Origin of the sequence: Endozoicomonas sp. SCSIO W0465 (assembly GCF_023716865.1) — a bacterium.
Taxonomy (GTDB): Bacteria; Pseudomonadota; Gammaproteobacteria; order Pseudomonadales; family Endozoicomonadaceae; genus Endozoicomonas.
In genome coordinates, this window is the sequence record NZ_CP092417.1 from 4,763,421 (window position 1) to 4,786,492 (window position 23,072).

Annotated in this window: 23 protein-coding genes and 1 pseudogene; 16 read left to right on the forward strand and 8 right to left on the reverse strand. The window is 48.7% G+C overall.

Annotated features, from left to right (window positions below; genetic code table 11):
* The first annotated feature begins 15 nt into the window (after positions 1 to 15).
* From MJO57_RS21360 to MJO57_RS21380, 5 genes are all read left to right on the forward strand, one after another.
* The gene (locus MJO57_RS21360) at positions 16 to 450 is read left to right on the forward strand and encodes an IS630 family transposase (protein WP_256493363.1); all 435 of its coding nucleotides are present in this window, start codon (positions 16 to 18) and stop codon (positions 448 to 450) included.
* 406 nt (positions 451 to 856) lie between these two features.
* Positions 857 to 2,503 (forward strand): FAD-binding protein, encoded by a 1,647-nt coding sequence (locus MJO57_RS21365; RefSeq protein WP_252018579.1) that lies wholly within the window; start codon positions 857 to 859, stop codon positions 2,501 to 2,503.
* Between the two features lie 49 nt (positions 2,504 to 2,552).
* A complete protein-coding gene (locus MJO57_RS21370) occupies positions 2,553 to 3,662 on the forward strand; it encodes a ferredoxin--NADP reductase (RefSeq protein WP_252018580.1) in 1,110 nt (369 codons plus the stop codon).
* 24 nt (positions 3,663 to 3,686) lie between these two features.
* Positions 3,687 to 4,337 (forward strand): AMP-binding protein, encoded by a 651-nt coding sequence (locus tag MJO57_RS21375; protein ID WP_252018582.1) that lies wholly within the window; start codon positions 3,687 to 3,689, stop codon positions 4,335 to 4,337.
* Positions 4,338 to 4,385: 48 nt separating this feature from the next.
* Positions 4,386 to 4,868: a transposase DNA-binding-containing protein gene (locus tag MJO57_RS21380; RefSeq protein ID WP_252018584.1), complete on the forward strand. Its 483-nt coding sequence runs from the start codon at positions 4,386 to 4,388 to the stop codon at positions 4,866 to 4,868.
* Positions 4,869 to 5,033: 165 nt separating this feature from the next.
* Here MJO57_RS21380 and MJO57_RS21385 read toward each other — a convergent pair whose 3' ends face one another.
* Together MJO57_RS21385 and MJO57_RS21390 are read right to left on the reverse strand one after the other, a co-directional pair.
* Positions 5,034 to 5,633, reverse strand: coding sequence for a transposase (locus tag MJO57_RS21385; protein ID WP_252021031.1), 600 nt, complete (start codon positions 5,631 to 5,633; stop codon positions 5,034 to 5,036).
* Between the two features lie 25 nt (positions 5,634 to 5,658).
* Entirely contained in the window at positions 5,659 to 6,396 is a 738-nt protein-coding gene (locus tag MJO57_RS21390) for a hypothetical protein (protein WP_252018586.1), read from the reverse strand.
* 117 nt (positions 6,397 to 6,513) lie between these two features.
* Here MJO57_RS21390 and MJO57_RS21395 point away from each other — a divergent pair, with 117 nt between their 5' ends.
* A complete protein-coding gene (locus tag MJO57_RS21395) occupies positions 6,514 to 7,521 on the forward strand; it encodes an IS4 family transposase (RefSeq protein ID WP_252018588.1) in 1,008 nt (335 codons plus the stop codon).
* Complete coding sequence (locus MJO57_RS21400) at positions 7,508 to 8,482, forward strand: AMP-binding protein (RefSeq protein WP_371924896.1); 975 nt, start codon at positions 7,508 to 7,510, stop codon at positions 8,480 to 8,482. The genes MJO57_RS21395 and MJO57_RS21400 overlap by 14 nt, the downstream gene beginning before the upstream one ends.
* A gap of 59 nt (positions 8,483 to 8,541) precedes the next feature.
* Here the strand turns inward: MJO57_RS21400 and MJO57_RS21405 are convergent, their stop codons facing one another.
* On the reverse strand, positions 8,542 to 9,249 hold the full coding sequence (locus tag MJO57_RS21405) for a hypothetical protein (protein ID WP_252018590.1): 708 nt from the start codon (positions 9,247 to 9,249) through the stop codon (positions 8,542 to 8,544).
* 156 nt (positions 9,250 to 9,405) lie between these two features.
* Between MJO57_RS21405 and MJO57_RS21410 the strand changes: the two genes are divergently transcribed.
* From MJO57_RS21410 to MJO57_RS21430, 5 genes are all read left to right on the forward strand, one after another.
* Positions 9,406 to 10,653 (forward strand): acyl-CoA dehydrogenase family protein, encoded by a 1,248-nt coding sequence (locus tag MJO57_RS21410; protein ID WP_252018592.1) that lies wholly within the window; start codon positions 9,406 to 9,408, stop codon positions 10,651 to 10,653.
* A gap of 42 nt (positions 10,654 to 10,695) precedes the next feature.
* Complete coding sequence (locus tag MJO57_RS21415; protein WP_256493364.1) at positions 10,696 to 10,920, forward strand: acyl-CoA dehydrogenase family protein; 225 nt, start codon at positions 10,696 to 10,698, stop codon at positions 10,918 to 10,920.
* A 133-nt stretch (positions 10,921 to 11,053) separates the two neighbouring features.
* On the forward strand, positions 11,054 to 11,836 hold the full coding sequence (locus MJO57_RS21420; RefSeq protein ID WP_252018596.1) for an SDR family oxidoreductase: 783 nt from the start codon (positions 11,054 to 11,056) through the stop codon (positions 11,834 to 11,836).
* A 5-nt stretch (positions 11,837 to 11,841) separates the two neighbouring features.
* Positions 11,842 to 12,315, forward strand: coding sequence for a MaoC family dehydratase (locus MJO57_RS21425; protein ID WP_252018598.1), 474 nt, complete (start codon positions 11,842 to 11,844; stop codon positions 12,313 to 12,315).
* A 65-nt stretch (positions 12,316 to 12,380) separates the two neighbouring features.
* Complete coding sequence (locus MJO57_RS21430) at positions 12,381 to 13,583, forward strand: acetyl-CoA C-acyltransferase (RefSeq protein ID WP_252018599.1); 1,203 nt, start codon at positions 12,381 to 12,383, stop codon at positions 13,581 to 13,583.
* A 28-nt stretch (positions 13,584 to 13,611) separates the two neighbouring features.
* Here the strand turns inward: MJO57_RS21430 and MJO57_RS21435 are convergent, their stop codons facing one another.
* A complete protein-coding gene (locus MJO57_RS21435) occupies positions 13,612 to 14,100 on the reverse strand; it encodes an SRPBCC family protein (protein ID WP_252018601.1) in 489 nt (162 codons plus the stop codon).
* A 95-nt stretch (positions 14,101 to 14,195) separates the two neighbouring features.
* Entirely contained in the window at positions 14,196 to 15,473 is a 1,278-nt protein-coding gene (locus MJO57_RS21440) for an IS4 family transposase (protein WP_256491761.1), read from the reverse strand.
* A 242-nt stretch (positions 15,474 to 15,715) separates the two neighbouring features.
* Here MJO57_RS21440 and MJO57_RS21445 point away from each other — a divergent pair, with 242 nt between their 5' ends.
* Positions 15,716 to 17,035, forward strand: coding sequence for an IS1634 family transposase (locus MJO57_RS21445; protein WP_252018603.1), 1,320 nt, complete (start codon positions 15,716 to 15,718; stop codon positions 17,033 to 17,035).
* A 72-nt stretch (positions 17,036 to 17,107) separates the two neighbouring features.
* Positions 17,108 to 17,305, forward strand: a pseudogene (locus MJO57_RS32860) (DUF6444 domain-containing protein); the annotation flags it as partial.
* A 140-nt stretch (positions 17,306 to 17,445) separates the two neighbouring features.
* Here the strand turns inward: MJO57_RS32860 and MJO57_RS21455 are convergent.
* Complete coding sequence (locus MJO57_RS21455) at positions 17,446 to 18,873, reverse strand: IS4 family transposase (RefSeq protein ID WP_252017676.1); 1,428 nt, start codon at positions 18,871 to 18,873, stop codon at positions 17,446 to 17,448.
* 44 nt (positions 18,874 to 18,917) lie between these two features.
* On the opposite strand from MJO57_RS21455, the gene MJO57_RS21460 reads away from it, so the two are divergent.
* Together MJO57_RS21460 and dmpG are read left to right on the forward strand one after the other, a co-directional pair.
* Positions 18,918 to 20,105 (forward strand): IS66 family transposase, encoded by a 1,188-nt coding sequence (locus MJO57_RS21460; protein WP_252018605.1) that lies wholly within the window; start codon positions 18,918 to 18,920, stop codon positions 20,103 to 20,105.
* Positions 20,106 to 20,132: 27 nt separating this feature from the next.
* Positions 20,133 to 21,161 carry a 4-hydroxy-2-oxovalerate aldolase gene (dmpG, locus tag MJO57_RS21465; RefSeq protein ID WP_252018607.1) on the forward strand — a complete coding sequence of 343 codons (1,029 nt, stop codon included), beginning with the start codon at positions 20,133 to 20,135 and terminating at the stop codon, positions 21,159 to 21,161.
* Positions 21,162 to 21,212: 51 nt separating this feature from the next.
* Here dmpG and sctU read toward each other — a convergent pair whose 3' ends face one another.
* Entirely contained in the window at positions 21,213 to 22,283 is a 1,071-nt protein-coding gene (gene sctU / locus MJO57_RS21470; RefSeq protein WP_252018609.1) for a type III secretion system export apparatus subunit SctU, read from the reverse strand.
* Positions 22,280 to 23,071, reverse strand: coding sequence for a type III secretion system export apparatus subunit SctT (gene sctT / locus MJO57_RS21475; RefSeq protein WP_252018611.1), 792 nt, complete (start codon positions 23,069 to 23,071; stop codon positions 22,280 to 22,282). The genes sctU and sctT overlap by 4 nt, the downstream gene beginning before the upstream one ends.
* Position 23,072: the final 1 nt, after the last annotated feature.

Here is a 23,072-nt window from a genome sequence, read left to right on the forward strand (position 1 = left end):
CCTGAGCTTCGTAAAATTGCAGAAGAAAATAATGCGCTTATCTACTTTGCTGATGAGAGCAGCGCACGTTCTGACTACCACAGCGGCACAACCTGGGGAAAGAAAGGCCGAACACCTGTCGTAGAAGCAACAGGGGCGCGGTTCGGTATCAATCTGATTTCTGCTGTCAGTGGCGAAGGCACCATGCGCTACATGACCATCAATGGTCGCTTCAATGCTGATCAGTTTATTCGTTTCCTGAAACAGCTGGTGCGCACTCATGACCGGCCGGTATTGGTTGTGGCTGACGGGCACTCTGCCCATAAGGCGAAAAAGGTTCTAAAATTTCTGCAGCAGGAACCTCGTTTATTGGGCATCCATATCTTGCCCGCTTATTCACCAGAGCTGAATCCCGATGAATACGTCTGGAGCTATTTGAAATCAGGTCACTTGGGAAGACTGATACTGTGAACCAAGGAAGCCTTTTTGAATGCAGTTAAAAAAGGACTCAGGTCACTCCAGAAACAACCGGATAAAATTCTGGGCTTTTTCAGGGCTGAAGAGACCGCCTATGCATGTATACAAAGATTTGGGTAGGATGGGCGCATATCAATAGTACGATCAAAATATCCATAAGCAAACTTTTAACTACTTATAGGCCGTATCAAACAGATTCACAACAGTGAAGAGATCAACCCACTGATTTATGTGGATGGCCGTTATACAACCATATCAGTAGAAGTTGTCGTTTAATTTGCAGATGTTTCAAGAGATGTTTCAAGAGTTGTCAGCTTGCCAATAACAATAATAATGAAAATGCTTTCTCCATAGTCTGAAAATCAGGAAAGACCCGATGGCATTTTCATAGAGGGAGCGTATGAGTCATCCATCCATAGATCGAAATGCGTTAAAAGTAGGGAGTGCAGACCAAATCCAGTGGCATGATGAACGGGATGTGGTAGTGGTTGGTTTTGGTGGCTCGGGTGTGGCGGCCGCTCTTGAGGCTCGTCATCATCGGCTCTCTGTGTTGGCGGTTGATCGTTTTTTCGGGGGGGGGGCGACGGCCCGTAGTGGCGGTGTCGTTTACTCGGGTGGTGGTACCGAGTGGCAAAAATCGGAGGGTTTTGAAGATACTCCACAAGAGATGTTCAACTATCTTCGCCAGGAAGCCGGTGATGCGGTAAAAGAAGAGACACTAAGGCGCTTTTGTGAACAAAGTGCAATGAATCTTCGTTGGCTGCAAAGTCATAATGTTGAGTTTTCAGGTAATGTTCCCCCGGTTAAAACGTCTTATCCCAGTGATCAATACTATCTCTACTATTCCGGCAATGAGACTGTAGGCAGTTATGCAAAGTACGCAAAACCAGCCCCCCGTGGGCATCGGGCGAAAGGTCCCGGGTTGTCGGGTGCCTCTTTGTATGCACCATTAAAAGCCTCTGCACTGGCCAGAGGTGTCGAGCTACGGGTGCAAAGTGATGTTCGTCGTCTGGTGTGTGATGAATCCGGAGCCGTGCTGGGTGTTGAAGTCCGTCGTTTAATACCGGGTACGCCTGCAGCGCTTAAGCACAAACGTTTGTCTCAGCTGGCGACCACCCTTCACAATTACTCTCCCGGAATAGCGTTCAAGATTCGTGATAAGGTTAAGGCCCTGGAGGAAGAGGCGGCGGTTCTGCAATACATCCGCGCCCGCAAAGGGGTGATTCTGACCGCCGGTGGTTTTATTTTTAACCGGGAAATGGTTGAGCAATATGGTCCCAAATATCGTGAAGGCTTGCCGCTGGGCACTACGGGGTGTGACGGCAGTGGTATTCAGATGGGTATGGGGGCCGGTGCCGCCGTTGACCGAATGGATAAGCTGAGTGCCTGGCGTTTTATTAACCCGCCACTGGCCTGGGCCCGGGGTATTGTTGTTAACGGTCAGGGCGAACGCTACTGCAATGAGGAAGTCTATGGTGCCAGGCTCGGTTATGAAATGGTGGAGCATCACAATGGCCGCGCAACATTGATCCTCAATAAAACGCTTTTCAGGCAGGCATTCAACCAGGTCCTGCCTGGTAAAGTTTGGTTCTTTCAGACAGCTCCTGCCTTGATGAGCATGTACCTGAACAGCAAGAAAGTAAAAACCATTGCTGAGCTGGCCAGAAAAATCAACGTGCCTGAAGCCGCATTGGCTGGAACCATTCAACGTTATACCGATGCAGCCAACGGGCTGTCAGAAGATGAACTCGGCAAGTCCCCCGGATTCCTTGCTCCACTGGACAAGGGGCCCTGGTATGCCATTGATGTCTCTTTTAACAACGCTGTTTTCCCGTGTCCAATGATTACCCTGGGGGGGCTCAAAGTGAATGAGGAGACTGGTCAGGTGCTGAATCAGCAGGGAGAAGCGATTTCCGGACTTTACTCTGCCGGCAGAAATGCCATCGGTGTCGCTTCAAATTTGTACGTCAGTGGTCTTTCGATAGCGGATTGTATCTTCTCTGGCCGTCGGGCTGGCAGCAGCGTTGCCAGAGTAAATGAAAATTGATATTGCCCAGATGGAATCAGCGATTCAGGCACAGATCAGGAGTTAACAGATGACTGGTTCAGAAGCTATAGCGGTGCAGGAAGTTGCGCAGGGGGGGGGATTGGAACGTGCACCAAAGCAACGCTTCCATCGTCTGGAAGTCGCTGCTGTCATCGAAGAGACCCACGATAGCAAGTCCGTGGTATTCAGTATTCCTGAAGAGACGAGGGATCAGTTTGACTATCTGCCGGGGCAGTTTCTGACGCTGAAGGTGCCTTATGGAGACAAGCAGCTGACTCGCTGTTACTCTCTGGCCAGCTCACCCCATGTGGATCCGGAACATAAGGTAACTGTCAAGCGGGTTGACGGCGGCCGTATTTCTAACTGGATTAATGATGTCGTTAAGGCCGGTGACGAGATTGAGGTCATGGCTCCCGCCGGGCTGTTTCATCTCACTGACAACACACCGGCAGGTGATATTGTCCTGTTTGGTGGTGGTTCCGGGATAACGCCAGTGTTCTCCATTCTCAAGTCTGCACTGAAAACGACCGATCGCAAGGTCAAGCTGATCTACGCTAACCGCAATGATCAGTCAGTGATTTTCAGGGATGAAATAAAAGCCATTGCGGCTGAGTACATTGATCGCCTTGAAGTGGTTCATATCCTTGATTCTGTTCACGGTTTCCTGACTCAGCCCATGGTAAGGCAGCTGGTGCAAGGTCATGAGCATGGTGAATACTTTATCTGTGGCCCCGGACCGTTCATGGATACGATTGAGTCTGCTCTGGTCGCACTGGGTGAGCCGGGGGCGCGGATTCACACTGAACGTTTTGTATCGCCACCGGACCCGGACGAGTCAGAAGCGGCGGCTGAGGAAGCCAGAGCTGCTGCACAAGGGTCGACCGCTACTCAGTTTGTGGTTGAGCTGGATGGAGAGGTACATGAAGTCGCTTATGAAAAAGGCGATACCCTGCTTCAGTCCATGCAGAAGGCAGACCTTGATGCGCCGGCATCCTGTGAAGAAGGCATGTGTGGTGCCTGTATGTGTAGGGTAGCAAGCGGTGAGACTCAACTCGGCTTGAATGAGGTCCTTTCAGCAGCTGAACTGGCTGAAGGGTGGACATTAGCCTGTCAAAGTCGTCCATTGACCAATGATGTTAAGGTCAAGTTTCCTGATTAAAATAATAACTAAGAATCGCCGGTTATGATTGATCTGCAAGCAGTAAACACCATTCCTGATCTGATGGATGCCGCCGCTGATGCCTATGGTAGCCGGTCTGCGGTTGAGGATGACAAGATCACGCTGAGTTATTACCAGCTCAATGAATTAAGGTTGCGAGCAGGGGTTTCACTGCTGGCCATGGGCGTTGAGCAGGGTGACCGGGTTGCTGTCTGGGCACCGAATATCCATGAGTGGATTGTGGCTGCAACAGCGTTGCAGACTGTTGGTGCCGTACTGGTTCCGCTCAATACCCGGATGAAAGGCCCGGAAGCGGGTTATATTCTCCGTACCAGTGGTGCGAAATTGTTGTTCTGTATGGATCAGTTCCTGAACTGCCAATATCCGGCCATGCTTGAGGGCGAATCGTTGCCCGGGCTGGAGGCTATCGTAATCTTCCGTGGGCAGGGATCTGAGTACGGTATTTCCTGGGATGAGTTTCTGCAAAAATCAGACAATACGCCTTACCAACACATACGGTTACGTCAGCAACAAGTAGCGTCTGATTCCCTGTCTGACCTGCTGTTTACCTCAGGTACTACGGGCAAGCCCAAAGGGGTGATGACCTGTCATGGTCAGAACCTGCAGGTGGTTGAGGACTGGAGTAGGGTTGTTGGGTTACAGGCTGTCTCTTGATCACAAATAGCTACCTTGTTCTATCATTTCTCACTGATAAAACAGGTCATGCTTCCACTTTCTCCTAAACCATGGTCAGAACTAACTTTTGGATGTGCTGATTTGGGCGATACTCGACGTACAAAACGACTTGTCAAAGTTGCTGCCGAGCTTTCAGCTCATACCGGTAATTCTTTGTCATCTTCATGCGAAGGTTATACCGCACTGGTAACTGGAGCTTACCGGCTGATTGAGAATGAGGCCGTAAAGCCTGAAGCAATAGCTGAGGCAGGCTTTCAGGCAACTGCCAAAATAGCGAGACAGTCTCGCCTACTTCTGGCTCTCGAAGATACAACAACCCTGGGTTATAAACATGCTGTCAGATCCGAGCTTGGTGATCTTGGAGGTCCTGAAGGCTCTAAAACCAGAGGATTCCACGTCCACTCTGTCTTCTTGGTTGATGCGGATACAGAGCGAAGCATTGGGCTTATTGATCAAGAACGATGGGTTAGAGAGTTCTCGTCCAAAAACGCATCAGGCAATCATAATTAGATTGTACGTTCGTTTTGATATTTCCTGAAATTCCAGAGAGCCGCAAAAACTCTTCCCTTTTTTTCTCTAATCTGGGACGGATATTGGAGAAAAACGCGAAAAGCAGGCAGAAAACATCCTCCCACCATGCTGGAAAGGTACTTTCATGTAGCGTGGAGGTGGCTATCAGGATGGTGCCGGGTGTCTGGCCAGAATCACCAGGTTGTAACAGACCACCGATAACCAGCAATGAGAATCAAAACGCTCAGAACCCTTGCAGTGGCAACGTGATAGCCCAAAACATCTCTTTAGCCACGAAATTCCCGCTTCAATACCTGCCCGGAAGCGAAAGAGCGTTTTATACACATACTGACTTTTAGTCATCTCTTCGACTTCAAGTCCGCGCTTCTTATTAAAAGCTACATCGCTGATTCCCATGGCCTTGGCTTTTTCCAAATTAGCGCGACACGCGTATCCGCCGTCACCGCTTGTCTGGCGAGGTACACGACCATAAATTTCTTTTTGTCTTTCCATCATCGGAATGAATTGGTCCGAATCCGCTGGGTTACCTTCCTCAATAACCAGGTCCAGGATCAATCGACTTTTTCCCTGAACCAGGTTCAGTTTATGGCCATACTGTACTTGCCGCCTGTCTTTTACGATGATATCCGTATGGGGTTCATACAGGCTAACCACTTTTTCCTGGGCTGGCACCTTTTCACCCTTAAAGACCCTGCGCTCTGTCTGGGAGACTATTGCATCCACCAGGGGTAACAGGTGATCCACATCGGCCTGCCACTTGTCGGCATCATCAGCCAGGAGACACTGCCCCTGCTGACGGGCGTTTGCTAGCGTGACAGTAGCTTCGATAAGTACCTTCCGGGATTTTCGGGTCAACTGCAGCAGTTTTTTTATAATGCTGATGCCGCTCTTCTTTGCCAGCGTAGATGCATTTTCTGGCCGCATCTTTTACGGCTCGGTTGTGATGGGTATATTCATAAAGCGGTGTCGCTGTCAGTGTTTGTCCCCGTTCCAGCAGCCGACAAATTTCTTTAACGGAACTGGCTAAAAGATCACTGTCGCAAGGAGGTTTGATATCCGATTCGGTGACTGTGCTGTCAATAGCCACAGTGCGCCCTTTTTCAATACCCTGATCTTTAGCGGTCATTAGCTGACAGTTATTAATCCGTTCCCATGTAGATGCAGTAAGAAGGCTGATGAGCCCATGCAAACTGGAGCGACTGGGGCGCTGGTTTGGTTCGAGGCGACAAAAGTCTCGAAAGAGCATGGAGTCCATCAAAACAAACGACAAGTAGTCATAATCACAATTCAAATACTGTTTCAGGAGTGCCGCACGAAGAACGGATTCTGCTGATAGTCCGTTCCGCCCAGTGTTCTGTTTATCACCAGAACTTAAGTCCTCATAAATCCAGTCATTGAACTGTGGATGGGCGTCAAGCCATTGCGAGATACCGGAAAGCTGGGAGCAGATTTCATGAGGTACGTAATGGAGTTCCATACTACACTGCGGGTTGCGTTTTTTGCGCATTTGGAGTCCTCTGTTTTTGGCAATCCCTTATGTTTCTTGCTCTTGGGAAGTTTAGTCGCCAGATAGCAGTAGGGCTCCACTTAATTTTTCAGGATAAAATCTACAGTTTTCAATTGGTTGTGTTTTTGGACGAGAACTAGAGAGGACGTTCAGCGGGGGAAAAAGAACCAACGTCGTCAGCTACCTTACGAGGGAAAGGAAAGCTTTAAGTGGCAAAGAGCCTCTGAAAACACAGAACAAAGGATGGGGGGTAAAATGCCTGACATCATCAGTGTTTGCGACCGGGAGGCGGATATATACGAATATATGCACTACAAACTGGATAACCGACAGCGGTTTGTTGTAAGAGCTACACAAAACAGAATCCTGGTAGATGGCGAACTCTTATTATTTGATTCCTTAGCTCAGACTGAAGTGTTGGGGAAATATACGATAGTGGTTCCTCAAAAAGGAGGTAGAAAGAAGCGAAAGGCAACGCTGCAGGTCAAAAGAAAGAAGATGACAATACAGGCGCCGCAAAGGCCAGGCGGCAGGCCGGAACCGGTAACTATGAATATTGTGTCGGCTGAAGAGATTGGCAATGACTCCGAAGACCGTTTGCACTGGGTACTATTGACAACTGAAGATATTGAAACATTCGAAGACTGTCGCTCTATCATTCGATTTTACGAGCTCCGATGGCGAATAGAAGAGTTCCACAAGGCTTGGAAATCGGGAGCAGGAGTAGAAAGGCTTCGTCTGCAATCTCCGGATAACATTGAACGACTTGCGGTCATATTAATGTTTGTCGCTGTCAGACTAATGCAAATCCGTGAAGCATTAATGTTACCGAATGACAGGCAGCACAAAGACAGAAAGCTTTGGAGTGAAAAAACACTCGCGAATGAGGTGGTCAGTGATGATGAATGGCAGGTTCTCTGGCTAACCTATGAAAAAAAAGCGTTGCCCGATAAGCCGCCAACAGTCACTTGGCTGCTTCAAACGATTGCTCGGCTTGGTGGTTGGGGTGATTCAAAGCATACAGGGCAGCCCGGCTGGTTAGTGGTATGGGAAGGCTGGGCGAAATTGCAGGATCGGGTAAAAACCTGGCAGATAGCCCGGCAGTTCAGCGCTGGAGAGATGTGATCAAGAGTCAGGGTTACAGGAGGGGGATCGTTATCTGATTGTTAATCCTTTCTTCCACTCGTTTGGCTACAAAGCAGGCTGGATGGCCGCTTTTATGAGGGGCTGTACTATTTTTCCGCTTCCGGTGTTTGATGTGCCCACTATTCTGCGGATGGTATCCGAGGAAAAGATTTCGGTCCTGCCGGGGCCGCCAACGCTTTATCAATCGATTCTGGCTCATCCTGAGCTGAATACCTTTGATACTTCCTCATTACGGGTTGCGGTCACCGGCGCAGCAGCCATTCCTGTGTCCATGATCCAGCAAATGCGGGATGAGCTTGGTTTCGATACCATTATTACAGCCTATGGTCTGACAGAAGTCTGTGGCTTTGCCACCCTCTGTCGTGCCGGTGATGACCCTGGATTGATTGCCAATACTTCCGGTCGTGCCATGCCGGGCATCGAGGTCCGTTGTGTGGATGGCGAAGGAAAAGACGTGACGGCTGGCTCTCCCGGTGAAGTGGTGATCCGGGGTTATAACCTGATGCAGGGGTACTTTGAAAACCCGGTGGCTACAGCAGAAATCATCGATTCTGATGGCTGGCTGCATACCGGTGATATCGGGGTACTGGATGAACGGGGGTATCTGAAAATTACCGATCGTATGAAGGATATGTTTATTACGGGTGGGTTCAATGTTTATCCGGCAGAAATCGAAAAGCTGATGAGTAGCCATAAAGCGATCGCCCAGGTTGCCGTGGTGGGGGTTCCCGATGAGAGAATGGGGGAGGTGGCGATGGCTTATGTCATTCCGGTTGCCGGAGAGCGTCTGAACAAGGAGGACGTAGTGAACTGGTGCCGACAGGCGATGGCAAACTATAAGGTGCCAAGACATGTCAGTATCGTTAATAGCCTGCCAACCAATGCATCAGGCAAGGTGCTGAAGTTTGAGTTAAAAGAGCAAGCCAAAAAACGGGTGTAACCAAAAAAGCCTTGTTGTTGCAAGGCTTTTCAGTCGCCTGTTGTGAGCTGATCCGACCGCTAATGTAAATGCCTGAAGGAGCCCATCATAATGTTGAACGTATCCGTTAGCGGGTAGAGGGGATAGAAAGTGCGCTGGCGGACAAAATTTCTGGTCAGGTCATATTTGAAGTCGCTGAGAATAAAGTCTGGAACTTCAGGAACCCATTTGTTCTCCACTTTCCTGAAGGTGAACACCTCGCTGCGGGTTTGATAGCCGGAATATGACTCCGGAAAGGTGGTTAATACAGTGACAATTTCTCCATCATCATCTGCCCGCATACGAAACTTAGGGGTTAAATTAATTTCGTAAGCTCGGGAAATACCAACATTAAATTTTGATTTGGCAATGATTCGCACAAAAAAATCCTGCGGGGTTAGTTCATTTGCCTTAGCCCGTCCTTCAGGAAAGATAATCTCAAACAGGTGGCTGGAGTGATAGCGTTGCACCTGATGCTTTAACAGTTTTAATGAGTCTTCTGCAAAGAAGCTGGCAAACTTATCAAAGTCAAAGATATTCAAGTTTCGAATCATATCAAGGATAGTGACTTTCAGTTCTTCTTTATCAACTTCAGATAGTGCTGCATCCAGGGCAGGCATCGACAAAGTTATTTCTGTCGGTTCTGTTTTTTTTTCATAAGACTCGATTTTAGACTCACCAAGACATGACTGTATAGTGACCAATGCAGTGATCATCCCAATGAGAAGTGGTTGAATAACTCTGGACATTTGCATCTCCTGACCAAACCGGTATGGACACAAGATAGTCAGTAATGACGGTTTCTGCAGATAGAGATATCGTCCATTCGAACGATTACGCTGTTAAGGATTCAGGCGAGAGTAGGCAGCAACAGGAATTGAGAATAATCATAAGAGGCGCTGGTCATGGAGTTCGCTTTTACCGCTGAACAAGCAATGATTCGTGAGTCCGCCGAACGCTTCCTGCAGGATGTCTCAACATCGGAGGCCGTTCGTACAGCCATGGCTACTGATCGGGGTTTTGATCCTGAGCTCTGGGAGCGGCTGTGTCAGGAAATGTACTGGCAGGCCCTGCATATTCCCGAGGAGTATGGTGGTCTTGGTCTGGGTTATGTGGAGCTGGCAATACTGTTTGAAGAGATGGGGCGAAGGCTGTTCTGCTCGCCTTTCCTGGCAACCGTTGCCATGGGGGTCAATGCGCTTCTGATTGCTGGCAATGAAGCACAGAAACGGCAGTGGTTACCGCAGATAGCACAAGGCAGTCTGACTGCCACACTGGGATTGCTATCCAGTCAACAGCATCGTGACAACCGCCGTTGGGATGCCAGCAGTGTTCAGGCTTTGGCCAGAAAAGAAGGCGATGGCTATGTGCTTTCAGGTTCCTGGTATTATGTACCGGATGGACATACGGTGGGACTGCTGATTCTTGCTGCCCGTGAAGACGGTAGCAAAGGGGAAGATGGGGTACGCCTTTTTGCCGTGTCTGCCAATAACGAAGGTGTAAAATGTGGCTGGACCCCCACCATGGATCAGACCCGCAAACAGGCAAAGATCGAGATTGAAAGTCTGTTTGTCTCAGCTGACTGCTGCCTGGGTGGTGAAGGGACATCAGACTGGTCTGCCCTTGAGCAGGTTCTGCAACTGGCATCGATAGCCATTGCTGCAGAACAGGCCGGTGGTGCCCGGCAGGTAATGGAGTTGACCATCGATTACACCCGTGAACGGGTTCAGTTTGGCCGTCCCATTGCCAGCTTTCAGGCAATCAAGCACCGGGCTGCGGATATGATGCTGCAGGTTGAGTGTGCCAAATCTGCCGTGTATTACGCGGCCTGCGTGGCCGATGAGGTGTTCAAATCACTCTCTTGCTCAGAGCAGGCTTCATCAGAACAAGCCTCATCAGAACAAGCCTCAGAAGTCAAAGACCAGTTGCCGGAAGCTGCGGCACTGGCCAAGGCGTATTGCTCGGATGCCTTTTTTCACTGTGCGGCTGAATCCATTCAGCTTCATGGTGGTGTCGGTTTTACCTGGGAATATGACCCACACCTCTATTTTAAACGGGCGAAGTCCAGTGAAACGTTCCTGGGGGATGGCGGTTTGCATCGGGAGCGTATTGCCCGTCAATTGTTGGATGATTCAGGGCCGGTGAAGGGGTAAATATTATGAAGATCAGTTTCACTCCTGAAGATGAACAGTTAGCTGCACTGGGCTACCTGGCATGCCAATCTTGGCAAGTTGGCAATGGATGTCCTGGGGCCTGAATCTGAACTGCTGGAACAAGGGCCTTATGAACTGACCCGTCTGCAGTCCATGTATCTCTTTACCCGTTCTGACACTATCTACGGTGGCAGTAATGAGATCCAGCGGAACATTATCGCTGAACGGGCACTGGCAATGCCAAAAGAGCCGAGGCAGGCACGTTAATATTGTTAACCACAAAGAGATGGAGACACAAAAAAGGGTAACTCTTTCTGTCTTGGTTTGTGTCTTGGTTTGTGTCTTGGTGCCCTTGTGTTGAAGGCTTTTAAAGGCAATAAAAATTAACGGGAGAAAGGCGATGTTGAACCCGGAATATATACAGGGTCATCAGCTATTGGACGGTAAGTCTGTTCTGATTACTGCAGCAGCCGGTGCCGGTATTGGTTTTTCTGCAGCACTTCGCGCAGCAGAAGAAGGCTGTCGTGCCCTGATGATCAGTGATATTCACGAAGGTCGCCTGTTTGAAGCGGCAGAAAAAATCAAAGTGGCAACGGGGCTGGAGGCCATTTATCCCCGGGTTTGTAATGTCACCGATGAAGAGCAGGTTCAGACTCTGGTGGCTGCGGCTGAAGAAAAGCTCGGCGGTGTTGATGTATTGATCAACAATGCCGGGCTGGGAGGCTCTAAACTGCTGGTTGAAATGGAAGATGCCGAGTGGAACCGGGTACTGGATGTCACCCTGACCGGCACCATGCGAATGACCCGGGCAATTCTGCCGAAAATGATGGAGCGCAAGTCCGGAGTGATTGTTAATAATGCCTCCGTACTTGGCTGGCGCGCACAAAAAGAGCAGGCACATTATGCCGCTGCAAAGGCTGGCGTGATGGCGCTGACCCGTTGCTCGGCGCTGGAAGCAGCTGAGCATGGCATACGCATCAATGCGGTGAGCCCGAGCATTGCCCTCCATGATTTCCTGCGTAAATCGGCGCCCCGGGCGCTTTTGCAGCAGCTGGCTTGCAGAGAAGCATTTGGTCGCGCTGCCGAGGTCTGGGAGATTGCCAATATCATGATGTTCCTGGCCAGTGGCTACAGCTCGTATATGACCGGTGAAATCGTTTCTGCCAGCAGTCAGAGGGCCTGACTATTATGAGTGAAAAGCATGCGACAACGGTATTCAACACTCCTCACGAACTTCAGGATAAGGTTGGCTCAGTGCTGGGAGAAAGTCAGTGGCTGATCATCGACCAGGAAAGGATCAACCGTTTTGCCGAAGCAACTGGTGACCACCAGTGGATTCATGTTAACCCTGAACGCGCCAAAGATGGCCCTTTTGGCGCCTGTATTGCTCATGGTTACCTTACGCTCTCTCTGGTCAGCCTGTTTCTGCCAGAGATAATGGACGTTCAGGGAGTCAGTATGGGCGTCAATTACGGCACAGATAAAGTACGCTTTCCAAACTCGGTGAAAGCCGGAGCCCGTATTCGGGGTGTGGGCGAGCTGATTAAAGTGGAAAAAGTGAAAGGCAGTATTCAATCCACCGTTCGGGTGACGGTAGAAATTGAAGGTGAAGATCGTCCTGCCTGTGTGGTGGATACGATTTCCCGTTACTACCCGGAATAAGAAGTCAGTCCGGTTAAAAAGCCAGGCTGAAACTTTCCAGAAAGCCCGAACAAGGAATAACAACAATGAAAGATGCTGTTATTGTTTCAACCGCCCGTACGGCCATTGGCAAAGCGTTTCGCGGCGCATTTAATGATACTGAAGCCCCGGCAATGGGTGGTCATGTTGTACGTGAAGCAGTTAAGCGTGCTGGCATCGAAGCCGGTGAAGTCGATGATGTGCTGATTGGTGCAGCTGCCCAGCAGGGGACGCAGTCGTATAATCTTGGTCGTTTATGTGCCATCGCTGGTGGTCTGCCAGAAACCGTTTCCGGTATGGCCATGGAGCGTCAGTGCTCTTCTGGCCTGATGACCATCGCAACGGCAGCCAAAAGCATTATGTGCGATGAAATCGATGTTGCGGTAGCGGGTGGTCTTGAGTCTGTCTCCCTGGTACAAAACAAGCACAAGAATACTTATCGCAACCTCTCCAGGGCAGCAATGGCCATGGATCCGGCGGCTTATATTGCAATGATTGAAACGGCAGAAATTGTTTCTGAGCGTTATGGGATTTCCCGGGAAGCGCAGGATGCCTATAGTCTGCAAAGCCAGATGAGAACCGCTGCAGCCCAGGAGGCAGGACTTTTTGTGAATGAAATTGTCCCCATGACCACAACCATGAGCATCTTCAATAAGGACACCAAAGAGGTGACTTACGATGAGGTGACTCTGGCCCGGGATGAGTGTAATCGTGCCAGCACCACACTGGAAAGTCTGGCCGCTCTGCAGCCAGTCTGGAAAGATGGCCACTGGGTAAAAGAAGGCAACTTTATTACGGCGGGCAATGCTTCACAGCTGTCCGATGGAGCATCAGCCTCCGTTTTGATGAGCAGTAAACTGGCGGAACAAAAAGGTCTTGAGCCTTTGGGGATTTATCGTGGTCTTGCGGTTGCTGGCTGTGCATCCGATGAAATGGGGATCGGTCCGGTGTTTGCCGTTCCCGGGTTGCTGAAGCGTCATGGTCTGAAAATGGACGATATCGATCTGTGGGAGCTGAATGAAGCCTTTGCCTGTCAAGTCATTTACTGCCGTGACCAGCTGGGTATTCCCAATGAAAACCTGAATGTTAATGGTGGCGCTATCGCTATTGGTCACCCGTTTGGCATGTCCGGTGCCCGTATGGTGGGACACTCCCTGATTGAAGGTAAACGTCGGGGGGCCAAATATGTGGTCGTCACCATGTGTATTGGTGGTGGTATGGGCGCTGCGGGTTTGTTTGAAGTGGCCTGATTTTTACCTCAAACGATAAGTGAAGATTCTATTTCCCAGTAATGGTTTTATTGCTGGGAACACCGGTCTCATAATAGCTTTTCATATTACGGGCAATGTCGTTAACAGCCCCATCCAGTGCTTTTTTGACCAACAGCTTGTCCAGCAGTTGCCCCAGGAAACCAAAACGGACGGTGTAGCTCATGGTGGTGGTTAGCTGGGTCTTCTCACCTTTTGGCTTGATTTTGTAAATAAAGCAGGCCTCCTGAAAGGGAGCTGGTGCAAGGCCATTACCCTCATGGAGTCGAATCACAAAGCCCTGTTTTTCCTGCCAGTGAGTAACCGTTTCGTCCAGAAACTTGCCATTTTTCCGGAAGACCCGACGACTGGCGCCTTTTCCTGCCACAGGCCCGGGGTGCAATTCACAACCGGTGAGGTTTGGGACGTAATTGACGGCCTGGGTAAAGTCACGAAGGATTTCCCAGGATTTCTCCAGTGGGAGGTCAATATCGATGGTGCTGGTTGCTTCGGTAGCCATTGTTATTATCCTTCATCACCAAAAGCGTTCATGGATTATACGAAAATACCGGTTGGATTTTCAGCGACTGTTAACATTTGTTCTTAAGGTAGACATTAAGCTCCACCCACTGCACAGAAGCCTAATCTTGTACGCCCTGAACAACCATCCCGTGCAGGGTGTTCTCGTTTCGCATTATTTCCCCAGAAGTCCAGTAGCTTTTTAATGCATGAGACCAATGACTTTCCTGCATTCATCAACGATGAAATCACATTACCAAACAGGTGAGTCCCACTTTTCATCACCTTGTGCGTCGAGATTTCCTCAATGCTCCCACTTTCACAGAGGTTCGCCTGTGCAGCATGGGCAAGGTACCTTTTCAACGTCACAACCACAAAGGACATCAGAATCAGGCTAAACACCAGTGTCGCTGATTTGGTGTTAAAACGATGCCACCCTGAATAGGATTTGATCTCTTTGAAAATCAGCTCTATCTGCCACCGTAGACGATAGGCCTGGAGCACATCACTCAAGGTGAACTCCACCCGGTTCAGGTTGGTCACAACGAAAACCCACTTCTGTTTTTTGTCATTCCAGCGGACAACCAAGCGGAATGGCCAGGCTTTGAATCCCGGCCATTCTACATCCAGGTCGAGGCACTGGTCTTTGGGGAAGCCAGACAGTACATCCTTCAGTTTTTGTCCTTTGTAGCGATTGAGATTCTTGCCATCCTCCCGTACCGCGCTGAGTATCGTCGGGTTGATACTCTGAGGTGCCTTGCAGATAAAAGAACCCTCCCTGTCATCAATAGCGGCAAAGAGTTCCAGCTCAAAATAACCGGCATCCATTAGCATCAGGATATAGGCCATGGATGTTGGCAGTGGTGGCAGACAGTCTCTTTCTGAACGGGTATCTTCAGTCAGCTGCACCCGCACCAGGTTGTTGGTGAGAAGATCCATTGTCGTATGAAGCTCGACGGCAGCAGGACTGACCGTTGAGAACCTGCCGGGAAATGCTTCTTTCAGGGCATCATAGACAGCTTGTGACGAACCGTCCTGAATCAGAATGTGCTCAAACTCTGAAAATGGACTGTCTTCATCAAACGCCATGACTTTGCGGGAAAATATTTCCAGACACTGCACCCATAGCCACAGGATAAGAGTAGGCAGCGCGTCCTTTTTAGCTTGATTTGCCCAAGAACGATAAGAGACATTCAGCCCCGTCAACTCGTTAAATTTACGGTGTAGATCCGCCTGGGTATCGCAGTTTCCATCACCAGCGAGGGCATCGATCAGTGAGAGGATAAAATCCAAAGGACGGATATCTCGCTGTCGTATAGTAAAACCAAGCTGTTCCGCCATACTTAGGAGTTCTGACCGGTCGAAACAGGTCAACAGTTTTTTTCAACTAATCTACTATTTGCAGTACTCATCTTGTTCAGCCATTGATAATGGTTTCGAAGCTTTATTGTGGCTGTTCAAGGTGGGTTCTGCCGCCGGAAACGAACCTTTTTTGAGCTTAATGTCTACCCTAAGAGTACTTAATAATTACACACTGTAACCGTCATTCAGCACTCAATCTGAGAATTTCCCTACACCGGCTAAAATGTAAAAAATTCTCAGAATGAACATGTCCAATGCATCCTCATCAGTTCCACATTCAACGTATCGATCATATGGGTTTGGTTGCCGGTATGTGCAAAGAACTCGGTATCTCTAATCATCTGGATTCCCTGGTTCCTAACCAATCTGAACACCGGAATATTTCCTTTGGCGAAACCGTAGTATCAATGCTGCTTAACGGCCTTGGGTTCACTGCCCGCACGCTTCATATGTTCCCGGAGTTTCATGCTGATAAACCGCTGGATAAACTCATCAGGCCCGGTATTAAACCCGAACACATTAACGACAGTGTACTCGGCAGAGCCCTGGATCAGCTTTTTGAACTGGATGTAAGTGAGGTCTATTTATCGCTGGCTGTCAAGGCAGTGAATGTCTTAAAACTGCCGTGCAAGGCTCTGAACCTTGACTCAACAAGCTTGCATGTGGACGGCGTTTATAACAGCGAATCTGACGTCGACGAAGAAGATATGCACTGTATCAAACTCTGTCGTGGATACAGCAGGGATCATCGACCCGAGCTCAACCAGGCAATACTGCTGATGATGACGGAAAATCAGGCCGGTATTCCCGTTTTTATGAAAGCGTCCAGTGGCAACGTAAACGACAATAAAAACTTTAAAAAAGTCATCAGCAGCCATTTGAAATCCTACCGGGAAGCCCTGAATAATCGCTACCTGATTGGTGATGCAGCACTTTATACAACAGATAACGTACAGATACTTCATCAGCAGGGCCAGCAATTTATCACCCGGGTTCCGTCAAAAATCAAAGAAGCCAGAGAACTGATTGACAGTGTCGCTTCTTGTGAAATGACACCAGTGGAGGGTGCTGAGGGCTATGAGAGTCATGAAATGCTGTCAGATCATGCGGGTGTCTCCCAGCGCTGGATTCTGGTCCGCAGCGAGCAGGCTCGAAAGAGCGAACAAAAAACACTGCTGAAAAAAATGCTAAAGAAGTCTGAGAAAGAAGCAGAAGCGCTGACCAGTAAACTGGCCAAAAAAGCCTTCAAGTGTGAAACCGACGCATTGCGTGCGTTCGATGAATGGCAGTCAAAAACTATTTATTGTCAGGCGGAACCTGTCATTACTGAGAAACCCTGCTATACCAAGGTAGGTCGTCCGGAGAAAGGCTCTAAACCGGACAGTATTGAATATTATGTGAGCGGATATCCTTGGGTATCCGTTGACTGTCGCAAAGATGCAGAGTGTTCTCTGGGTTGCTTTGTGCTGGCGACGAATGATCTGGACGACAGTCGGCTGAGTACAGCAGAAGTGCTAAGTACTTACAAATCACGTAACTGTTCAGCACCCCCACATAAATCTGGAATTTTCTGATTTTTATACCATCCTCTTAAGCACCATTTTTCCACAATATTCGCCAGCATGATTCCAGAACTACCCGCAACTATGTCGGCTGAGATTCTCTTGAAAGAGAATGCAGAGCTGCGGATGAGAGTTGCCTGTCTGGAAGAGCGATGTCGAGAATTGGAAGAAAAGGTTGGCAAGAACAGTCAAAACAGCAGCAAGCCGCCATCGTCTGATGGTTATCAAAAACCTTGTAAAAACAGTAATTCTCCAGATCATTCTGACGACCTTTCCGCAGATAAAGGTACCGATCCATCGGATGAAAAACCCAATCCTAAAAGTCTGAGACAGTCTTCTGGTAATAAAGCCGGTGGAAAGAAAGGGCATCAGGGCACTTGTCTTAAACAGGTCGATATCCCTGACTATATTCTGACTCTTGATCACATCTCTCCAGCGCTGAACTGCCGGGCTATCTGCCAGGTTTTTACCCGATCCTGCAATTTCGCCCAGCCTTCCCATACCACTAACCAGCCGGGCTGCCCTGTATGCTTTGAATCACCCCAACCACCAAGCCGAGCAATCGTTTGAAGCAGCCAAGTGACTGTTGGCGGCTTATCGGGCAACGCTTTTTTTTCATAGGTTAGCCAGAGAACCTGCCATTCATCATCACTGACCACCTCATTCGCGAGTGTTTTTTCACTCCAAAGCTTTCTGTCTTTGTGCTGCCTGTCATTCGGTAACATTAATGCTTCACGGATTTGCATTAGTCTGACAGCGACAAACATTAATATGACCGCAAGTCGTTCAATGTTATCCGGAGATTGCAGACGAAGCCTTTCTACTCCTGCTCCCGATTTCCAAGCCTTATGGAACTCTTCTATTCGCCATCGGAGCTCGTAAAATCGAATGATAGAGCGACAGTCTTCGAATGTTTCAATATCTTCAGTTGTCAATAGTACCCAGTGCAAACGGTCTTCGGAGTCATTGCCAATCTCTTCAGCCGACACAATATTCATAGTTACCGGTTCCGGCCTGCCGCCTGGCCTTTGCGGCGCCTGTATTGTCATCTTCTTTCTTTTGACCTGCAGCGTTGCCTTTCGCTTCTTTCTACCTCCTTTTTGAGGAACCACTATCGTATATTTCCCCAACACTTCAGTCTGAGCTAAGGAATCAAATAATAAGAGTTCGCCATCCACCAGGATTCTGTTTTGTGTAGCTCTTACAACAAACCGCTGTCGGTTATCCAGTTTGTAGTGCATATATTCGTATATATCCGCCTCCCGGTCGCAAACACTGATGATGTCAGGCATTTTACCCCCCATCCTTTGTTCTGTGTTTTCAGAGGCTCTTTGCCACTTAAAGCTTTCCTTTCCCTCGTAAGGTAGCTGACGACGTTGGTTCTTTTTCCCCCGCTGAACGTCCTCTCTAACCCATCGTTCTTGATCAATAAGCCCAATGCTTCGCTCTGTATCCGCATCAACCAAGAAGACAGAGTGGACGTGGAATCCTCTGGTTTTAGAGCCTTCAGGACCTCCAAGATCACCAAGCTCGGATCTGACAGCATGTTTATAACCCAGGGTTGTTGTATCTTCGAGAGCCAGAAGTAGGCGAGACTGTCTCGCTATTTTGGCAGTTGCCTGAAAGCCTGCCTCAGCTATTGCTTCAGGCTTTACGGCCTCATTCTCAATCAGCCGGTAAGCTCCAGTTACCAGTGCGGTATAACCTTCGCATGAAGATGACAAAGAATTACCGGTATGAGCTGAAAGCTCGGCAGCAACTTTGACAAGTCGTTTTGTACGTCGAGTATCGCCCAAATCAGCACATCCAAAAGTTAGTTCTGACCATGGTTTAGGAGAAAGTGGAAGCATGACCTGTTTTATCAGTGAGAAATGATAGAACAAGGTAGCTATTTGTGATCAAGAGACAGGACTATATTGAGTACCTTCCAGTTAAAGAATGCAATAAATGTCAGGCGTCTCTTCTTGATAGTGAGCCGGTCAAATATATTGAACGACAGGTGTTTGAACCAGGGAGACCGGGTGAATTTGAAGTAACGGCCCATAGAGCTGAAGTAAAAATCTGCACTTGTGGTTGTCGGAATCAGGCTGAATTCCCGGAAGGTGTTACCGCTGCCGCACAATATGGCTCAGCCACACAGGCTATGGCCGTCTATCTTAACCAATACCATTTCCTGCCTTTTAAGCGCGTGTCAGAGTATTTTAATACTCTCTATAAAATGAGTGTAAGTGCAGGCACTGTCGCCAATTTTGTGGCCAGAACCTATGAAAATCTGGCTTCTACTGAAGAGGTTATTCGTGACGCCTTGCGGGAATCGTCTGTTGCCGGAGCCGATGAAACGGGTATGCGGGCCGAGGGCTCTTTGCACTGGCTACACGTTATGCGGGATGAACAATGGACGCTCTACTACTTGTCTGAAAAGCGAGGTCGTGAGGCCATGGACACGATGGGCATACTGCTAACATTTGCAGGCGTTCTGGTTCATGATCATTGGAAATCCTATTTTGCATATGCGGCAACTCACGTACTTTGCAATGCCCATCACCTGAGGGAGCTTTTGGGTGTTGTTGATAGGGACAGCAATCAACTGGCGTTGCGATTGATGAAGCTACTGAGGCTTTCCTGGCATTACTGCAAGGGCTTTAAGACCATAGGTATGCTACAGATGCCAAGTGTTGTCTGTGAACGAATCGAGAAGATTTATGACCGGTTGCTTCAGCGGGCTCTAATGAAAGAAGTCGTCTATATGGAGAAGCAACGAGAGGAGCTTAAGCGCAAGAAAGTCAAGAATACTAAAGCTTACAATCTCTTCAAACGACTCACTGAGTTCAAGGCTGAGACACTGCGCTTCATGTCAGATTTTACCATTCCCTTCGATAACAATGGCAGTGAGCGGGATGTTCGAATGGCCAAGTTAAAGCAGAAAATCTCAGGCTGCTTCAGGAGTGCAGACGGTGGTTCTATGTTTGCACGGATTCGCAGCTATTTGTCGTCTGCCAGAAAACAGGGAATGGACATATATCAATCACTTCATAGAGCTGTTCGGAATTACTGTAATATGCCTTTGCTCAGTGCTGAATAGTTACCAACGCCACATGGGGAATAAGCAATGAATCTGAAAGGTAAAAAAGTCACTCTCCATGACATGTGTCTGCGTGATGGTATGCATGCCAAGCGTCATCAGATCTCCCTGGATGACATGGTGAGCATTGCAACGGCCATGGACGAAGCCGGCATTCCCTTGATTGAAGTCACCCATGGTGACGGGCTGGGTGGCGCATCCGTTAACTATGGTTTTGCGGCACACAGCGATGAAGAGTACCTAGATGCCGTTATTCCCAAGATGAAAAATGCCAAGGTGTCGGCATTGCTGTTACCCGGCATCGGTACCCTGGATCACCTGAGAATGGCGAAAGATCTGGGGGTTGCCACCATTCGCGTAGCGACGCACTGTACCGAAGCCGATTTATCGGAGCAGCATATTGGCATGTCTGCCGGGATGGGGATGGATACCGTTGGCTTTCTGATGATGGCGCATAGGGTCAGTGCTGAAAAAATTCTGGAGCAGGCCAAATTGATGGAAAGTTACGGTGCCAACTGCATTTACTGCACGGACTCTGCCGGTTATATGCTACCGGACGAAGTGACAGAAAAGCTGGGCCTGTTACATGCTGAGCTTAACCCTGAAACCGAAATCGGCTTCCACGGTCACCATAACCTGGCCATGGGAATTGCCAACTCACTGGCCGCCATTGAGGCGGGTGCTACCCGAATAGACGGCTCGGTGGCAGGGCTTGGTGCCGGTGCAGGCAATACGCCACTGGAAGTCTTTGTTGCGGTGCTTGATCGCATGGGTGTTGAGAGTGGCGTTGATCTTTACAAGATCAGTGATGTGGCTGAAGACCTGGTCGTACCGCTGATGGATCAGCCGATCCGGATTGACCGTGATGCGCTGACGCTGGGTTATGCGGGGGTGTACTCGTCCTTCCTGCTGTTTGCCAAGCGTGCTGAAGCCAAGTATGGCGTTCAGGCCCGGGATATTCTGGTGGAACTGGGGGAGCGTGGGACGGTAGGGGGGCAGGAAGATATGATTGAAGATCTCGCCCTGACCATGGCCAAAAAACAGGGTCTGATTTAACTATTGTTCTTTACGCCACAAAGACATGGTGCTTTTTGTTATCTCTGTGGCTTAAGAAGGATCTTCGGCAGGTGATCCATTATCCTGTTCCTGTTCTTTAATTTCCTGTACCCAACGGAATACTTCTGCAACGGGCTCGATCAGTTCGCCGGGAATAAAATCGGCAATGTTCAAATGAAACAGGGCATGAGCCAGAGGCACGTTTTCAAGAACCGGAATACCTTCTTTTTCGGCAATTTTGATAATAAACCGGGCATGGCCACCACGACCTTTAACCGTGACCATGGGCAGTGGTGTTTTACCTTGACGGTACTGCAAACCAATGGCCAGATGAGTCGGGTTTTTAATGACAACATCAGATTTGCCGGTGTTTTCAGCCTGGTTCAGTATCTCCTGATGGATCTCCTTACGCTTACCTTTGATTTCCGGGCTACCTTCACTCTCTTTATGCTCCCGCTTCACTTCATCCTTGCTCATCCGGTTTTGTTTCATAAAGTTGTAGCGCTCGAACATATAGTCGAGAACGGCAATAATCACGAAAGCAACCACTGCATAGAGCAATAGCTTTTTCAATAAATGACTGGTGACCGGCAAAATACAATCGCTGCCACAATAGGGTATATTGATCATGTCACCGAGGCTTGAGTAGATTACATAGTAAACAACAAACGAAAGAAAAATGATTTTTATGATGGATTTAAAAAATTCTATAAGATTTTTCAGTGCGAATATTTTCTTTAATCCGCCAACCGGACTGATTTTATTAATGTCTGGTTTGATACCTTCAGGGGCAAATAACATACCAAATTGCATGACATTGCCAATGATTGCTGAAACAGCGGATACTGCTATAAGAGGCAGCAGTAACCCCATGGTTTTTTCCAGAATTCCATGGGCAACAATCTTAAAGGATTCTTCAAAAGGTTCGTTGTAGACCGTTGAGGGCAGGATGACCATCTCTATAATGCCACTGATATAATCATCACTCATTACCCAGATCAGCGCTAACACGGCAATCAATCCGAAGGTGCCGGAGACTTCCTTACTCTTCGCTACCTGCCCTTTTTGACGGGCATCACGGAGTTTTTTGGGGGTGGGTTGTTCGGTTTTTTCTGCACTCATTTCCAGAGTACTCCCAAGGACTCAAACAGCTCAGGGATTCCCATCATGTATGTGCGTGTCAGCTCCAGAATCGTTGCTATGTAAACCACCAGAATGGCACAGGCAACACCTGATTTAATGGGCATGGCCAGAATGAAGACGTTCAGCTGTGGAGCAGCCCGGCTGATCAGGGCAATGCCAAATTCGGTAATAAACATACAGATAATGACCGGAGCAGAGAGCCACATGGCAAGTTGTATGATCAGGTCAAACTGGCCAAGGAAAAACGTTACCGCTTCCTGATTGATGTTTGGAAAATAGCTGAAAACCGGCCAGACTTTATAGGTGTACATCAGACTTTCCAGCATCAATAGAAAGAGCCCACTGGTCATGACCAGGGCAATCATCGCCTGGCTGAACAGGATACCCATAGGGGATGTTTCCGCTCCCGAAAATGGATTCAAGGTACTGGCCATGGAAGCACCTCGCTGGTTATCAATAAAAAAACCGGCAGCTTCCAAGGCCCAGAAGGGTATTGCCAAGACGAATCCCATAAGTGCACCGATAAAGGCTTCCTTAATTACAATGCCACCGGTGTCATAGATTGACAGTGCCTCATCCGGTTTTGTCTCCGATAACATTGGATGCATGAACAGCACCAGGCTCATACAGATGCCGTTACGTATCATGGCCCCGCCAAGGTTCCTCTTATGCAGCATCGGCAGAACAGTAAACATGGTAACGATACGGGGCATCCCCATTGAAAGGATATAAAACCACTCTTTCAAATCGTCGACAGGCAGAATCATG

What these genes read in the sequence shown, in the direction of transcription:
- MJO57_RS21455 (WP_252017676.1), bottom strand. Translation starts at nt 18,873, where the DNA reads ATGCTTCCACTTTCTCCTAAACCATGGTCAGAACTAACTTTTGGATGT.
- MJO57_RS21405 (WP_252018590.1), bottom strand. Translation starts at nt 9,249, where the DNA reads ATGTCCAGAGTTATTCAACCACTTCTCATTGGGATGATCACTGCATTG.
- dmpG (WP_252018607.1), top strand. Translation starts at nt 20,133, where the DNA reads ATGAATCTGAAAGGTAAAAAAGTCACTCTCCATGACATGTGTCTGCGT.
- MJO57_RS21375 (WP_252018582.1), top strand. Translation starts at nt 3,687, where the DNA reads ATGATTGATCTGCAAGCAGTAAACACCATTCCTGATCTGATGGATGCC.
- MJO57_RS21390 (WP_252018586.1), bottom strand. Translation starts at nt 6,396, where the DNA reads ATGCGCAAAAAACGCAACCCGCAGTGTAGTATGGAACTCCATTACGTA.
- MJO57_RS21370 (WP_252018580.1), top strand. Translation starts at nt 2,553, where the DNA reads ATGACTGGTTCAGAAGCTATAGCGGTGCAGGAAGTTGCGCAGGGGGGG.
- MJO57_RS21430 (WP_252018599.1), top strand. Translation starts at nt 12,381, where the DNA reads ATGAAAGATGCTGTTATTGTTTCAACCGCCCGTACGGCCATTGGCAAA.
- MJO57_RS21435 (WP_252018601.1), bottom strand. Translation starts at nt 14,100, where the DNA reads ATGGCTACCGAAGCAACCAGCACCATCGATATTGACCTCCCACTGGAG.
- MJO57_RS21420 (WP_252018596.1), top strand. Translation starts at nt 11,054, where the DNA reads ATGTTGAACCCGGAATATATACAGGGTCATCAGCTATTGGACGGTAAG.
- sctT (WP_252018611.1), bottom strand. Translation starts at nt 23,071, where the DNA reads ATGATTCTGCCTGTCGACGATTTGAAAGAGTGGTTTTATATCCTTTCA.
- MJO57_RS21445 (WP_252018603.1), top strand. Translation starts at nt 15,716, where the DNA reads ATGCATCCTCATCAGTTCCACATTCAACGTATCGATCATATGGGTTTG.
- MJO57_RS21380 (WP_252018584.1), top strand. Translation starts at nt 4,386, where the DNA reads ATGCTTCCACTTTCTCCTAAACCATGGTCAGAACTAACTTTTGGATGT.
- MJO57_RS21425 (WP_252018598.1), top strand. Translation starts at nt 11,842, where the DNA reads ATGAGTGAAAAGCATGCGACAACGGTATTCAACACTCCTCACGAACTT.
- MJO57_RS21365 (WP_252018579.1), top strand. Translation starts at nt 857, where the DNA reads ATGAGTCATCCATCCATAGATCGAAATGCGTTAAAAGTAGGGAGTGCA.
- MJO57_RS21410 (WP_252018592.1), top strand. Translation starts at nt 9,406, where the DNA reads ATGGAGTTCGCTTTTACCGCTGAACAAGCAATGATTCGTGAGTCCGCC.
- sctU (WP_252018609.1), bottom strand. Translation starts at nt 22,283, where the DNA reads ATGAGTGCAGAAAAAACCGAACAACCCACCCCCAAAAAACTCCGTGAT.